The following is a 14,132-nucleotide window of genomic DNA, read 5'->3' on the forward strand; positions in this document are numbered from 1 at the left end:
GCGTGGCCCTGACCACCTATCGGGCACCGGCCGTGCCGGCGTCAGAAGGGCGCGGGATCGTACCGACTCCAGTCCTGTCGTATGCGTGCGTGTACAACGCGGCAATGTTCGAGATAGGCCCGCCTCTTCTCTGCGAGCCTCTTCCTTGCCGAGTCCGTCGAGGCAGCACGGAAGTCCGCGAGCGTCGGGGGTGCGGATCCGCTGTAGTCGAGTTCCCATCGGGTGGGTTCGGACAGGGACGTCTCCTTCCCTGAAGACCGCTTCCGACGTCGGCTGCGACCCGCGTGCGATCCGATCGAGAAGTCCGGCAACGTGATCGAGCGCAGCCCGAGCGAGTTCGACCACAGAATCACCCCTCCGGCCACCATCGCCGCCGACCACGTTTTCGAGGTCTTCGCCTGATGATGGAACACGCACACCGGTTGAAGATTGGTCACGATGGTCCAACCTCCCCGCCGCGGATCGTCCTGATCGAACGGCACCAGATGATCGATCTGGCACCGCGCCGACGGCACGTCGCAACGGGGGAACGTGCACGTGCGATACGCGGCCCGAACGACAGCAGCGACGCGGGCACTGGGTCGATAGGTCACCGCAGCCTGAGATGGACTGCGCTCCCCGCCGTGGCCGTCGGGAAAGATGCCCCGAGCACGCTCGGGCTTCTCGGCAATCCATGCGAGCCACCGCGCGACCAGCCCATCGCGGACAGACTCCTCCCCCAGCACAGGGGCTGCGGGTGAACGCGCGCAGCCACCTGACCCGCGTATCGACGGAAGCTCGCCCGCACCGCGCACGCGCCCGATGCCCACCACTCGACGTAGCAACAAACCGGTCGACAACCGCAAGCCTGGGTCCTGGCCGCTGCCCGGGTGCTTACTGCTGCCCGAGTCTCGACCGCTGCACTCACCGCGCTGCGAGCCTCCAATGCCGTCCGGGCCTCTTCCGCGACGGTCGTCCTGGTCGCCGCCGTCTGGACCCGCGTCGTCGTCGGGACCGGAATCGCCCTCGGAACCGCCATGGCCGTCGGGACCGGAATTGCCGTCAGGGCCGGACTTGCCATCAGGATTCACGTCGTTCGGGTCACCGTCATCCGGCCCTCTGCCAGACGGTCCTCCACCTTTCGGGTTACCGCCCTCAGGGCCGTCGTCGCCCTCGCCGTCGTCGCCGCACTCACCGCCCTCAGGGCCGTCGTCGCCCTCGCCGTCGTCGCCGCACTCACCGCCCTCAGGGCCGTCGTCGCCCTCGTCGTCGTCGCCGCACTCACCGCCCTCAGGGCCGTCATCGCCCTCGTCGCCCTCGCCGTCGTCGCCGTCGTCGGGACTGTTTTCCTCGGGTTTGAGCATGTCGACCAACTCGGTCAGCATGGCCTGCCATTTCGCGTCGGTGGCGACGATGCGCGCCACCTCCGGATCGATGGGCGTCCCGTCCGCCAAGGACGCGGGATCCGAGGACAGTCCCAGCAGCGTCTCCACCGCCACCACGATCTGAAGGAGATGCCCGCGCCGAGGAGGGAGATCATCGGTGCCACCCGCAACCGGGCAGTCGTCGCCCAGATCGCACTGACAGGCCAGCGAATGTTCGCCGTGTAGCAACGCCATCAGTCCCGCCGCTCGCAGCATCCCCGTCGACCGCGGATCGTCCTTGCAGACAGTCCCAACAATCTCGACGATGAGCGCATCCGCTTCGGCCGCCTCGAGATGCGTGATTTTTGCGATGAGCGACGAAATACCGCCGGAACCGGTGCGGTCGATCCGCACTCCGACTTCCTCCGACTTCGCGGTCTCGCGAGCCTGCGCAGCGCCGTCCGGATCGGCCCTCATCCACAACCGCCAGATTCGGTTCCGCAAGGCCTGCGGACGCATTCGGCCCCCTGCGGCGCAGACCTCGTATTCGATTGTCGAGATGGTCTCGTCACTGGCGCGATGCAACACCGAGGTGATGGTGACCACCGTCGACCAGTCGAAGCTGCCGGTCACGAAACGCAAGGCCGTCAACGGCATTCGATGTAAACGCTCCGCAACGTCGTGCATCACCCCCGCATCACGACGCGTACCGGTCATCGTCACGGCCAAGTCGCACAACGCGCCGCGAACGGTCTCGCCAGGGTCCCCACCGTCGGATTCAGCAGCCTCCAACCGCATTTCGAGCACGTCGCAGTACGCCAGGACGGTCCCCGCCCGGGCAAGATTCTCCTGGACACGGCTGAGCGCGATGACATCGAGAAACCCCGCAATACAGTCATCGACCGACGGCGTCTCCACCGCTCCCCACCCCCCGGTATCGAACATGCATTCGATACTACGAGAGGGGTCCGACAAGAAAATTCGATTCGGTCACCCAGTTCGGGCCGGTATAACGGCACCATGCGCAGCTACTCGATTCGTGACATCCGGCCCGGCGACGAGCAGCAGGTCGGTACAGCACACGTTGCGATCTGGAAGTCAACGTATGCGGGAATGATGAACGGTGCGAAGTTGGATGCGATGAGGCCCGCGCACCGCATCGAACGGTGGGAGCAGATCATCGCCCATCGCGACGAGTCGTCGGCGCGTGGAGTTCGCACCCGATGTGCAGTCGACGTCGCCGACTCACGCATTGTCGGCTTCGCGACCGGAGGACCCCCGCGCGACGAAAATCCGCCTGCACACAGGGAATTGTGGTCGTTGAACGTCCTTCCCGAACACCACGGCACCGGGATTGCATTGGCGTTGATGATCGACGCGATAGGTGAGGACACTCCAGCTGCGTATCTGTGGGTGGCCGCGGCCAACGAGCGCGCGATTGCCTTCTATCGCAAGAACGGGTTCGAGCTGGACGGCGAAGCCCGCTTCGACCCGACGTGGGAATGCCACGAGGCGCGCATGGTCAGGGCTTGACGGGTGGTTCGTTTCTGGATCGGTCGGAGTTCGCGTTCTCGGGATTCAGCACGACGTCGGTCACCACAGGCGCCGTCTCGACAGGCCGATCGTTGGAACGGACAGCCACCGTGTTCGGCAGAAACGCATCGAGGGCGCGGGGCGTGATCCACCACAGCAGGGCCGCGAACAGGATCAGAATATTGATCCACTGCAGCACCGTCGCCGAATTGTCGGACGGAATCACCCGGTCGAAGACCTGGATGTTCATCACGAATCCATGAATGAGGATCAGCACCCACAATCGCCGATATCGGTAATACACCCACACCGCCGCCGCGCCCCATATGGCTGCCCACAGGAATCCGCCGCCGCCGAAATACAGGTACAGGAAGCCCCGCAACGTTGCCGACAACCCCATGATCGCCCAGATCGGCATCCTGCCCACCAACAGCAGAACCGGCAGAGCCACCAGAATCGGCTCCTCCCTCAGACCGACAGCGAGCGCCGAAACGACTGCAAGCCAATCCGATTCGACTGAGGCAGGGATAGAGAACCCGAACCGAACGATATTCAGTCGCGACAATACGAGCACTATCGCCGACGCCGCGCCGATCGCAGCACACCAAGTCAACGCAGCCTCGCGCGCGGAGCCATGCCGCAGAGGCAGCACCGCCGGCAAAGTCCGTCGCCGTGCGAGATACACCGCGCCGATCGCGATCGCCCCCACAACGACCTGCAGTGCGCCGACCGCGAGATCGGTCCACTGATCGTGCATCGTGAGGATCGGTGCCGGCGCATGCGGCTCACGAAAACGCCACAGCGCACCCACCAAGCCGATGAAATACACGACGACCCACCCGACCACCAGAGCCGCAACCATCACGGCGGTACCGGCAGCGGTCAGACCACGCCGAGGCGAGCGAGCACGAAGACCCGCGTCGACACCGGTCGTCACCAGACCACCACCATTCCGCTCGATACAGATCGCCGAACAGCTTGTTTATCACGCCTCGGCCGAGAAATCAGTATGGTCCCGGCGATACGAACCGGCGGTGCCACTCACGGCCGGGTGTCACGGTCGGACTCATCGCTCGAATCTTTCGTGCCGACGATGTCGTCTCGCAGTTCCGCGAGCAGCCCCTTCCTCGGGGTGCCGCGACGCGATTCCCATACGTCGACCATCGCGAGCACCACCAGAACACAGCCGATCGGGCCGCCCTGGAACCAGGAGAACTGCAGGTCCCAGAAGAACAGCGCCAGCACAGCTCCGACGACGATCACGACGATGCTGCCCGCCTCTCGTACCTTCATCGCTTCCCTTTCATCGATTCGGACCACAACCAGGTCAGACCAGATTCAGTTCGATCGCCGCATTCGCGGCCAGTAGCGCGCCCACCACAATCGACACCGTTGCCGCTACGTCGCCGGTCCAACGGTCCACGCGCCGCACCAGCGGTCGCGTGACCGACGAAATACGCTCCTGCGCAACCACTCCGACAGCCAGCAGGACGAGGGCAGGCGACAGCATCACAAGCACGTAGGCCGCCAGAATCGACACCGAGGACAACCGCCCCAGGTCCGCATCTCCCACGATGGCAATTGCCGAAAAGTAGGGCAGCATCGTCGCCACCTCCACCGCGCCCACAGCGACCGCGAGCAGAACAACCCCGCGAACACTTCCCGGGGGCCGCGTCCACCACGCACTGCTGGGGACTCGACGCCGACGGTCGCAGACCACCCCCACGAGCAGGACTACAACACCCACCGCCAACCGAATCCACGCGTCACCAGGAATCGCCACCCTCAGGCCGTCGGAGGCCGCCCAGACGGCGATACCGACCCCGAGGTACAGCAGCCCCAATACACACAGATGGAGCAGAACGACACCTGCCCGAAACGACGGCCGCAGCATCATCCACAACGGAACTGCAAGTGTCCCGACTCCGATGCTGTCCACCAGCGCAAGCCCGGCGAGCTTAAATAACACAGCCGTACCGTAACACGGTTTCAGCACAGTCGTGTCGAAAAAACGCTCTCGTGCTAGAACAGACCGATGCCGAAGATCGTCGACCACGACGCACGCCGAGCGGAGATCGTCGCCGCCGTGTGGCGCGTCATCGAACGAGCAGGAATGAACGGGGCGACGGTACGCAGCGTCGCTGCCGAAGCCGGCGTCTCCCCTGGATCACTGCGGTACTACTTCTCCGATCAAGGAGAACTTGTCCTCTTCGCGGCCGAGGCCATGACGCAACGCGTCGTACATCGGTTGGAGGAACATCCGGCCGGCGGTGACGGCCTGGTTCGCGCGATCCGAGTCCTCGAGGAATTACTGCCACTCGACGAGGACCGCCGCGCCGAGACATCGGTGTGGCTGGAAGCGCTCGTGCGTGCCAGATTCGACGAGCGACTAGCCGCCCTCAAGACGGCCGGGTGGTTCGGCAGCCGTTACGTCTGTCGGCTCGCGTGGGCGCACCTGCACGATCTCGATCGACCGAACTCCCCCGCATTCACATTCGACAGCACCGTCGACGAATATGCCGCGGCCGAACTGCATACCTACATCGACGGACTGACATTGCAGGCGGTGACGTATCCCGAGCAACTCACTGCCGACGAGGTACGTCGGTTGTTGCGCACTTATCTGGAGCCGCAGTCCTGAACCGAGTCCACGGGAAATTTGCGGCCGTAGAGCCACCCGATCACCGCGACGACGACGCCCGCGGCAGCGATCGCGGCCAATACCGACCCGAACCCCGATGCCTCGACGACCCGCCCGACAACCAACGGTGCCAGCAGAAATCCGGCACGCGAGATCAGCGACACGGTCGAGATCGCCGCAGCCGACGACACACCGGGAAGCCGTCCGGCCAGGCTGAACACGATGGGAAACAGCGGACTCGACCCCAGGCCGGCGACCGCGAACGCGGCAATGACCAGAACAGGCACGTCGACGGCGAGCACCGACAGCCCCGCGATGCCCGCAAACGCGACCGCTACCAGCGCTGCGCCACCCGTCAGTACCGACGACGGTCCGAACCGATCGACGATCCGGTCACCCACCAGGCGTCCCACCAACATGGCCACCGAGAACGCGACGAACGCCAGACCGGCAGCGCCAGGACCGGCACCCTGCTCGGTCGTCATGTACACCGCGCTCCAGGACTGCGGGAAATCCTCCATCAGGCCGGCCAGCAGAACCACCGCGCCGAGCATGGCCAGCGCCGCAATCGGACGGCCGACGGCCGGCCGAGGAGTTGGGCCGTCGGCGGACTCGTCCGGCCGTGTGTCCGGACCCAACAGACCCCGGCCGACCGCCGCGAGCGCGAGAACCAGCACCACCGCCACGAAGCCGAAGTGCACTGCGACCGGAAGGCGAGCACCCGCGGCCGCAGAACCCGTCACTCCGCCCACCACCGCCCCGACGCTCCACGCGGCATGAAAGCCACTGAGCAGAGACCGACCGGCCCGCTCCTCGACGAGAACTCCCTGGGCGTTCATGGAAATGTCCATCACCGCGTCGGCCCCGCCGAGCAGGACCAGAGCTGCCAGCAGCGTCCACCACGACACCGCCACAGCGGGGAGCACGAACGCACCGCACAACAACAGTCCCGACGCGAGAACAGCCCACCGACTGCCGAATCGGTGAACCAGCACGGCGGCAACGGGTGCTGCGGCAAGCCCGCCGACACCGACCCCGGCGAGGGCGAGACCCAGCGTGGCAACATCGATGGACAACGAGTTCTGGATCTCGGGAATGCGGGGTGCCCAGTTGGCGAACACCGCGCCGTTGACGAAGAAGACGATCAGAACGGACAAGCGAGCACTGGTTTTCGGGCGGCCCATAGTGCCGCGAGCCTATCGTTGATGGGACTACCCAACCCGTTACTCGAGGTAACGTCGATGGGATGCATGTGTCCGACCGCCTCACCGACCACGTTCCCGAGCGTTGGCTCGCGCCCCTCGTCAGGCACGCCGAGGCGCTGAAGTTCCTGATCGTCGGAGCAATTACCTTCGTCGTCACCGTCGTGCTGTTCTTCGGCTTGAAGTGGACGATCCTGCAGGACAAGCCGGTGACAGCCAACGTTCTGGCTGTGCTGATCGCGACGATCGTGTCGTACGTTCTCAACCGGGAATGGTCGTTCACTGCCCGCGGCGGACGACGTCGCCATCACGAAGCAGCGCTGTTCTTCGCCGTCGCCGGGACCGGTCTGGCCATCAACCAATTGCCGCTCTGGGTCTCGAGTTACGTGCTGGATCTGCGCGCTCCCAACGTGTCTTTCATCACCGAGAACATCGCGGACTTCGTCAGCGGATCCATCGTCGGCACCCTGCTCGCCACCGCCTTCCGGTGGTGGGCAATGCGGAAGTTCGTTTTCCCCGAGCCGGTGAACGTCGTTCCCGACGAGGTTGCCCTGACCGTTTACGGTGGACGGCATGGCGACCACTAGGACTCTCGTGCTGATGCGGCACGGAAAATCCGGCTACCCCGACGGCGTGCCCGACCACGAGCGGCCACTGGCTCCACGCGGCCAACGGGAAGCAGGACTGGCAGGAGCCTGGATCACCGAGCACGTCGGCTCCGTCGACGCCGTGTTGTGCTCGACGGCTCTGCGGACTCGCGAGACCTTGGCCGCCACCGGCCTCGGCGATGCACCCACCCGCTTCGAGCGAGACATCTACGGTGGTTCGGCCGACGAAATCATCGACGAAATCAAACTGGCGGACACCTACTTCGACGACGTGACTGTCTCGACACTGTTGGTCGTCGGACACGAGCCCGGAATTCCGTGGACGGCACTCGAACTGGCCGTCGACGACGACACCGACGTGGCCCGCGAAGTGCGACACCGCTTTCCCACCTCGGCGATCGCTGTGCTGACCACCGAATGCAGCTGGGCCGAGCTGGCAGCAAGTACCGCCACGATCACCGAATTCTGCATCCCCCGCGCCGATTCCGACGGCGCGTAGACCCGACTAACGGTTCCGGAGATACAGGTAGCCGGCACCGCCTGCGGCGATCAGAAGAATCAGCGCGGCGGGAAACCCGAGAAGCCACCACACCACCGCGAGCACCACCAATGCAGGTGCGGCGGCAATCAATGCAATACCGGGATTCTCGCGAACCGTTTCCAGCGCGGACTGTGCATGGACTCTGTCGATCTTCTTGCCTGCCATCGTCGACTCCCTTTTCGTGTCCCGTATGCGTAATTTCCACACTAGCGCGGCCTACTACGACTTTCGGTGGACCGCCGCGTCGTACGTCGGTAGGAATCACCAGCTACGACGCCTCGGCAGGGTGTCGCATCAGAGTCGACTCGCGTGAGATCGGCCCATGGACAATCCAATTCTGCTCACCATCGCCGTCTGCGAAGTCGGGTTCTGGGTGCTGGTCCTCGGCGGCCTGTGCGTGCGCTACCTGGCTCGGATGCGGCGAGCCAGCACCGTCGTGCTGGCTCTGCTTCCGATCCTCGACCTCGTCCTCGTCGCTGCCGTCGCCGTCGACTTGCATCGCGGCGGGGAGGTCGAGTTCGCTCACCGTCTCGCCGGTATCTACCTCGGTTGGACCCTCGTGTTCGCACACTCCACTGTGGCCTGGCTGGACGTGCGCTTCGCCCACCGGTTTGCGGGAGGACCGGCACCGTCCACGCCACCCAAGACCGGACCGCAGGCCTACCGCAACGAGATCCGAGGATTCGTGAAATGGCTGTGCGCTGCGGCAATAGCACTGGCTATCACCTACGTGCTGGCGGCCACCGTGGCAGACTCGGATCAGGCAGCAGCGTTGAAAACAGTGGTGCAACCGCTCGGCGTCATCACGTTCTTCTGGTTCGTCACCGGACCGCTGTGGGTGCTGGGAACCAAGAGCCCTGGGCGCTCGAAAGATACTGCAGTAGTCTCGAAAGACACTGCAGGAGAACGGAGTCGACGCTGATGATGGGCAGGTCCCGGATACCGAACACGTTCCGCCCTTCCTGGCGGCCCCGTAATCCGGTGGTCCTGCCCGTCGAGATGCTGCTGGCCACCGTCGTCTACGCCGCATTCCAACTCTCGACGGGCATGGTCGGCGACACCAGAGACGAACTCGTCGAGAGCCCGGCCCTGATCACGGTAAGTGTCGTCGCAGTACTGGCGATGACAGCGGCGACCTGCGTCCGCCGGACCTACCCTGTCTTCTCGTACTCGGCTGTGGTCGCGATCAGCGTCGCACTCATCCTCGTATTACCCGAGCGCACTTTGGGTTTCACTCCCCTGTACTGGTTCGCCATCGCCGCGTTGGCAATTCGCGTGAGCGGCCCTCGACTATTCGTTCCCCTCGGCGCAGGATTGATACTGGAGATCCTGGTCAGCGTCGATACACGCCTGTCCTTTCCCGACGCCGCAGCCGGACCTGGCGGCACCGTCGGAGTGGTGGCCGAACAGATCGCCAACCTGGCCATCAACTACACGGTGCTCATCGCGCTGGGTAAATACATCGCACGTGGCCGGGCCCAGGAACTGGAGAGCGAGGCGGCACTGGGGCGGGCCGAATCGGCGCACCGGGAACGCCTGGAGACAGCTCTGGACAACGAGCGGCGCACCATGGCGCGCGAATTGCACGACGTCGCAGCCCATCACCTCACCGGCATGCTCATCCAGGCCAAGGCTTCGAGGACTCTCATCACGAGCGACCCCGAGCAGGCACGCGAACTACTCACCGGCGCAATCGGACACGGTCAACGCACCCTCGACAGTCTCCGCCAAATTGTCGGCATCCTGCGCCCGACCGACAATGACGGCGGCGCACCACAGCCCATGATCTCCGATATCACCGACCTCGTCGAACAGTCTCGAATGTCGTTCGCCTCCATCGACTTCGAGGTCACCGGCGACGCAGCCCGAATGGACAGCGCGGTGCAGTTGACGTGCTTTCGCATCGTGCAGGAGTCACTGTCCAATGCTCGACGCCACGCGCCCGGTTGCACCGCGCGGGTCCAGGTCAGCACTGGAGCCTCGAATGTCGAGGTGACCGTTTCCAACACGATTGCCTCCCCCACCTCCGGTCATGACGATTCCTCGGGTCAGGGATTCGGCATTCCCGGGATGCGAGAGCGAACAGCCCTGTTCGGCGGGACGCTGGAGGCCGGGCCGAACGAGCTCGCCGACGGCAGAGGCTGGGTGGTGCGCGCGCAACTACCGGTCGACGGCAAGATCTCGCGTCCCGACGGGGTACCGGCATGATCAGAGTACTGATCGTCGATGATCAACCCGTGGTTCGGCAGGGATTCGAGCTGTTCCTGGCCGGCAACTCCACCATCGAGGTCGTCGGACACGCCTCGTCGGGACGTCATGCCGTTCAACAGGTCTCGGCGCTGCAGCCCGACGTCGTACTGATGGACATTCGGATGCCGAACGGCGACGGACTCACCGCGACACGGGAAATCCTGGCGCGATTCGACGATGTTCGCGTCATCGTCGTCACCACCTTCGATCTCGACGAGTACGTGTTCGCCGCACTCGACAGCGGTGCATCCGGATTTCTGCTCAAAGACGCAGATCCGGACGAGCTCATCGACGCCGTGACGACCGTCGCCGCCGGCGGAGCGGCCCTGTCGCCGCGCGTCACCCCGCGGTTGATGGCGGAGTTCGCGCGACGCGGGGCACCACAGCGATCGGCGAGAAGCACTGCCCCACAACACGACCTGAGTCTCCGGGAGATGGAGGTGGTGCAATTGCTCGCGACAGGGCTGGGCAACAGCGAGATCGCCCGATCACTGCGACTCGAGCAGAGTACGGTCAAGACCCACATCGGCAACATCTGCCGCAAACTCGAGGTCAGCACCCGAGTGCACGTGGTGATCTGGGCCTACCGCAACGGTCTGGTGAGCAGCTAGCCCTATCCGAATCCTAGGCCGCCGAACGTTCCTCGTTGTCCGCTGTCTCGTCGTCCGATGTCTCGTCGGCTAGTTCGAGCATCGACCCGGATTTGTCGGTGTACTGGAAGTGCGGTCGCTTGTCGCCGATGTACGACGTCATCCACGACACCACTGCAACGTAACGATTGCGGAAGCCCACCAGGTACATCAGGTGCACCGCGAGCCACATCAACCAAGCGATCGGTCCGGACATGTCGACCTTGCCGAACAACCGAGCCACCGCACTGAATCGGCCCACGATCGACATGCTGCCCTTGTCGACATACTTGAACGGCGTTCCTGCGTCGACCTTTCCGATGATCGTCTTGGCTACGTGGCGGCCCTGCTGCATCGCGACCGGCGACTGTCCCGGCAGCTTGTGCAGCGAGGTCACGTCGCCGATCGCGTAGATGTCCTTCGCGGTACCGACGGTGAGGTCGTCGTGCACGAGCAACCGACCGGCCCGATCGGTCTCGCACCCGGTGCGCTCGGCGATCGTCGCCGCCAGCTCACTGGCCTGAACGCCGGCCGACCAGATCACGGTCTTGGCCGGGTAGGTGCGCGAGGTCTTCGTGTCGACGTCCTGCACGGTCACGACGTCGTCGGCGATATCGGTCACCATGGCACCGGTGACGACGTCGACGCCCGACTTCTCCAGCTTGGTGCGGGCATAGGCACTGAGCTTGCCACCGAAAGCGGGGAGTACCTCTTTCACACCGTCGACGAGGGTGACCGTGACGTCGTCGGGTCCGATATCGGGGAACGAGCCGGCGAAGTACCGGTGCGCGAGATCCCGGATCTGGCCGGCCAGTTCGACGCCGGTCGCGCCTGCACCGACGACCACGAAGCTGAGCAGTTCCTTGCGTACGTCGAGATCGGAGGTCTGGTGCGCCTTTTCGTAGCAGCTCAGAATCTGCTCACGCAGGGCGATCGCGTCGTCGACGGTCTTGAGCGCGAAGGTACGGTCCTTGAACTCGTCTCGGCCGAAGTACGCCTGAGTGGCTCCGGTGGCGACGATCAGGCGACCGAAACCGATGGTGTGGCGTTCGCCGCCACCGACGTAGGTGACCTGATGGCTCTCGGGATCGACGTCGACCACTCGGCCCAGACGCACATCGGCCGAGTCGTACTGCGCGAGAATGCGCCGGATCGGCGGGGCGATCTCGCCCGTCGAGATCATCCCGGTTGCTGCCTGGTAGAGGAGCGGCTGGAACAGGTGCTCGGTGGTGCTGGAGATCAGAGAGAACGTCACACCGGCCTTGCCCAGAGCCTTGGCCGCGGCCAACGCTCCGAATCCCGAACCCACGATGACGACGTCGTACGTTTTCACAGCACTTCCCTTTCCGAGCACACATTTCTTGTAGATCGAAGAACTACCTCCATGAAACTCCGCCGTTCCTGCGCTATCAACGCGAAAGTTGAAATAGCATCCATGAGCAGAACTCATGAATGGAGGTCGCCGTGGAGCTGCGGCAACTGAAGTACTTCCTCGCGGTCGGGGAAGAACTCAACTTCTCCCGTGCCGCCGAGCGGTGCTACGTCTCGCAGTCGGCGATCAGTCTGCAGATCTCCAAGCTCGAACGCGAGATCGGTGAGCCGCTGTTCGAGCGCACCTCACGCACAGTCCGATTGACAGTCGTCGGAGCACAATTGGTGTCCATCGCCCGCCACATGGTGGAGCTCGAACAGGCAGCGTTGGCGCTGACGACCAGGCGTCGAAACCAACTCCGCCTCACCGGAAACATGACGTTCGCCGCGAACGCCATCTCGGCAATCGTCGCGGTACGCGAACGCCATCCCGACGCCGAGATCGACTTCGTTCTCAAACGATTCGCAGAACAGATCGAAGCGGTGACGTCGGGTGACTGCCAGGTGGCACTGATCCGCGGCAGCGTCGAACGCTCCGGTCTGCACGTCACCGAACTGTGGACCGAGGACCTCGTCGTCGTCCTCGCAGAGGGCCATCCCCTGGCCGGGGAACCCAACCCGAGCCTGAGCCAGCTCGCCGAATACCCACTGCTGCTACCCAAACGAAGCGAGCAGATCCTGTTGCACCGCGTCATCGAACGCGAGATGAAACGCAGTGGGCTTCCACTGACCTTCGGTCCGCCGGTGGCGTCCGATCACACCGCGAGCGCCGAACTGCTCAACCACCCGCAATGTTGGTCGATCCTCTACGCCAGCACGGCCGAGAGCACACCCAAAACCGGCCTCGTCTTTCGCACCGAGGCCGACCGTCGGCTGCGACTACCCGTCTCGGCAGTGGTCGACGCGACCGTGCCGGCCACCGACATTCAACGCGATCTGGTTGCCGCGCTGGCCGATACGGCACCGGCCCAGCCGACAGCTCCGGTTCAAGAAACAGCGCCGGAGAGCTGAGCGAAAGCAGCGTCCGCGGCGAACAGTTCGGCCCGGTCGAACGTCGACGTGGAGGCCATGATCTCGTCCGCTCCGGTGCGCTCGATCAGCTCGTCGAGCCGGGGCCGGACCTGCTCGGCCGTGCCGAGGATGGTTGCGTCCAACGAGGATTCGATCCGATCCCGGGTGCGCGGCGTCCACCGCGTTTCGTCGATCGACGAGGCGGGTTCGAGCGCCGGAAATTCGCCCTCGCGCCGCGATCGCGCCATCGCCCATGCCTCCGGGAGTGCGAGACGGCGCGCGTCTGCCGCGTCCGCGGCGATCGTCACATCGAGCGAGACGGTCACGTACGGCTCCGACAGTTGCGAACTCGGCCGAAAGTGCTTGCGATACAGCCCCAATGGGTCGTCCCCGCGCAGTACCGGGCCACCGACGACCACCGGCAGCCCGGCGCGGGCGGCGACCTCGAGACCGGCACCGGTCGCGAGCACGAACATCGGCGGCGGCGCGGTTGCCGGCCGCGCGGTCACAGGACCGGACCCGTCGAGATACGACCGCAGTTCGGCGACGTCGGCCTCGAACGTATCCGGGGCGTCACGGTCTCGACGCAGGGCAGCGCGCACCGGCTCGGTGAACCCGAGCGACCGCCCGACGCCCAGGTCTACCCGACCCGGAAACAGCGACTCCAGCATCAGAAACTGCTCGGCCACGATCAGCGGTTGATGGTTCGGCAGCATCACCCCGCCGGATCCGACGCGAATGTGCGAGGTCTGCGACGCCACCGCCGCTGCGAGAACTGCAGGCGCGCCCGAAGCGATGCCGGGTACCGCATGATGCTCGGCCACCCAGAACCGGTGCAGCCCGAGCTTTTCGGCGTGCACGCCGCGTTCGACGGTGTGACGGAGCGCCGCGGCGTCGTCGACGCCTGCCCTCGTGCGGGATCGGTCGAGCAGTGATAAGAACACATCAGCTGCAACCGGCGAGGCGTCGGGCATATTTCTCGGAACGACCTGCTCATCGCGGA

Annotated in this window: 16 protein-coding genes; 8 read left to right on the forward strand and 8 right to left on the reverse strand. The window is 64.8% G+C overall.

What is annotated here, in order from left to right:
• Positions 1-41 precede the first annotated feature (41 nt).
• A complete protein-coding gene (locus CH278_RS20070) occupies positions 42-2,288 on the reverse strand; it encodes an HNH endonuclease signature motif containing protein (RefSeq protein ID WP_094622701.1) in 2,247 nt (748 codons plus the stop codon).
• 75 nt (positions 2,289-2,363) lie between these two features.
• Between CH278_RS20070 and CH278_RS20075 the strand changes: the two genes are divergently transcribed.
• A complete protein-coding gene (locus CH278_RS20075; protein WP_094622702.1) occupies positions 2,364-2,876 on the forward strand; it encodes a GNAT family N-acetyltransferase in 513 nt (170 codons plus the stop codon).
• On the opposite strand, the gene CH278_RS20080 is transcribed toward CH278_RS20075, so the two are convergent.
• The 3 genes from CH278_RS20080 to CH278_RS20090 form a co-directional block, all read right to left on the reverse strand.
• Positions 2,866-3,813 (reverse strand): CPBP family intramembrane glutamic endopeptidase, encoded by a 948-nt coding sequence (locus tag CH278_RS20080; protein WP_094622703.1) that lies wholly within the window; start codon positions 3,811-3,813, stop codon positions 2,866-2,868. The genes CH278_RS20075 and CH278_RS20080 overlap by 11 nt on opposite strands.
• A gap of 104 nt (positions 3,814-3,917) precedes the next feature.
• Positions 3,918-4,169 carry a hypothetical protein gene (locus CH278_RS20085; RefSeq protein ID WP_027498194.1) on the reverse strand — a complete coding sequence of 84 codons (252 nt, stop codon included), beginning with the start codon at positions 4,167-4,169 and terminating at the stop codon, positions 3,918-3,920.
• Between the two features lie 34 nt (positions 4,170-4,203).
• Positions 4,204-4,845: a GAP family protein gene (locus tag CH278_RS20090; protein ID WP_179274511.1), complete on the reverse strand. Its 642-nt coding sequence runs from the start codon at positions 4,843-4,845 to the stop codon at positions 4,204-4,206.
• A gap of 66 nt (positions 4,846-4,911) precedes the next feature.
• On the opposite strand from CH278_RS20090, the gene CH278_RS20095 reads away from it, so the two are divergent.
• A complete protein-coding gene (locus tag CH278_RS20095; protein WP_094622704.1) occupies positions 4,912-5,517 on the forward strand; it encodes a TetR/AcrR family transcriptional regulator in 606 nt (201 codons plus the stop codon).
• Here the strand turns inward: CH278_RS20095 and CH278_RS20100 are convergent.
• On the reverse strand, positions 5,496-6,701 hold the full coding sequence (locus tag CH278_RS20100) for an MFS transporter (RefSeq protein ID WP_094622705.1): 1,206 nt from the start codon (positions 6,699-6,701) through the stop codon (positions 5,496-5,498). The two genes, CH278_RS20095 and CH278_RS20100, sit on opposite strands and share 22 nt — an antisense overlap.
• A 62-nt stretch (positions 6,702-6,763) precedes the next feature.
• Here CH278_RS20100 and CH278_RS20105 point away from each other — a divergent pair, with 62 nt between their 5' ends.
• Together CH278_RS20105 and CH278_RS20110 are read left to right on the forward strand one after the other, a co-directional pair.
• Positions 6,764-7,306, forward strand: a complete 543-nt coding sequence (locus CH278_RS20105; protein ID WP_032381300.1) for a GtrA family protein — start codon at positions 6,764-6,766, stop codon at positions 7,304-7,306.
• Positions 7,293-7,826, forward strand: coding sequence for a SixA phosphatase family protein (locus CH278_RS20110; protein ID WP_032390682.1), 534 nt, complete (start codon positions 7,293-7,295; stop codon positions 7,824-7,826). The genes CH278_RS20105 and CH278_RS20110 overlap by 14 nt, the downstream gene beginning before the upstream one ends.
• Before the next feature lie 6 nt (positions 7,827-7,832).
• Here the strand turns inward: CH278_RS20110 and CH278_RS20115 are convergent, their stop codons facing one another.
• The gene (locus CH278_RS20115; protein WP_027498199.1) at positions 7,833-8,033 is read right to left on the reverse strand and encodes a membrane protein; all 201 of its coding nucleotides are present in this window, start codon (positions 8,031-8,033) and stop codon (positions 7,833-7,835) included.
• A gap of 157 nt (positions 8,034-8,190) precedes the next feature.
• Here CH278_RS20115 and CH278_RS20120 point away from each other — a divergent pair, with 157 nt between their 5' ends.
• Genes CH278_RS20120 through CH278_RS20130 form a run of 3 tightly spaced genes read left to right on the forward strand, consistent with a single transcriptional unit; the run spans position 8,191 to position 10,729 of the window.
• Positions 8,191-8,790 (forward strand): hypothetical protein, encoded by a 600-nt coding sequence (locus tag CH278_RS20120; RefSeq protein WP_235579919.1) that lies wholly within the window; start codon positions 8,191-8,193, stop codon positions 8,788-8,790.
• Positions 8,790-10,076: a sensor histidine kinase gene (locus tag CH278_RS20125; protein ID WP_094622706.1), complete on the forward strand. Its 1,287-nt coding sequence runs from the start codon at positions 8,790-8,792 to the stop codon at positions 10,074-10,076. The genes CH278_RS20120 and CH278_RS20125 overlap by 1 nt, the downstream gene beginning before the upstream one ends.
• Positions 10,073-10,729: a response regulator transcription factor gene (locus CH278_RS20130; protein ID WP_032365291.1), complete on the forward strand. Its 657-nt coding sequence runs from the start codon at positions 10,073-10,075 to the stop codon at positions 10,727-10,729. Before CH278_RS20125 ends, CH278_RS20130 begins: the two co-directional genes overlap by 4 nt.
• A 13-nt stretch (positions 10,730-10,742) precedes the next feature.
• Here the strand turns inward: CH278_RS20130 and CH278_RS20135 are convergent, their stop codons facing one another.
• Positions 10,743-12,080: an NAD(P)/FAD-dependent oxidoreductase gene (locus CH278_RS20135; RefSeq protein ID WP_094622914.1), complete on the reverse strand. Its 1,338-nt coding sequence runs from the start codon at positions 12,078-12,080 to the stop codon at positions 10,743-10,745.
• 131 nt (positions 12,081-12,211) lie between these two features.
• Here CH278_RS20135 and CH278_RS20140 point away from each other — a divergent pair, with 131 nt between their 5' ends.
• Complete coding sequence (locus CH278_RS20140) at positions 12,212-13,129, forward strand: LysR substrate-binding domain-containing protein (protein ID WP_048317190.1); 918 nt, start codon at positions 12,212-12,214, stop codon at positions 13,127-13,129.
• Here the strand turns inward: CH278_RS20140 and CH278_RS20145 are convergent.
• Positions 13,105-14,103: an MsnO8 family LLM class oxidoreductase gene (locus tag CH278_RS20145; protein WP_094622707.1), complete on the reverse strand. Its 999-nt coding sequence runs from the start codon at positions 14,101-14,103 to the stop codon at positions 13,105-13,107. The genes CH278_RS20140 and CH278_RS20145 overlap by 25 nt on opposite strands.
• Between the last annotated feature and the right edge of the window lie 29 nt (positions 14,104-14,132).

The organism is Rhodococcus sp. 05-2254-5 (assembly GCF_002258575.1).
Lineage (GTDB): Bacteria > Actinomycetota > Actinomycetes > Mycobacteriales > Mycobacteriaceae > Rhodococcoides > Rhodococcoides fascians.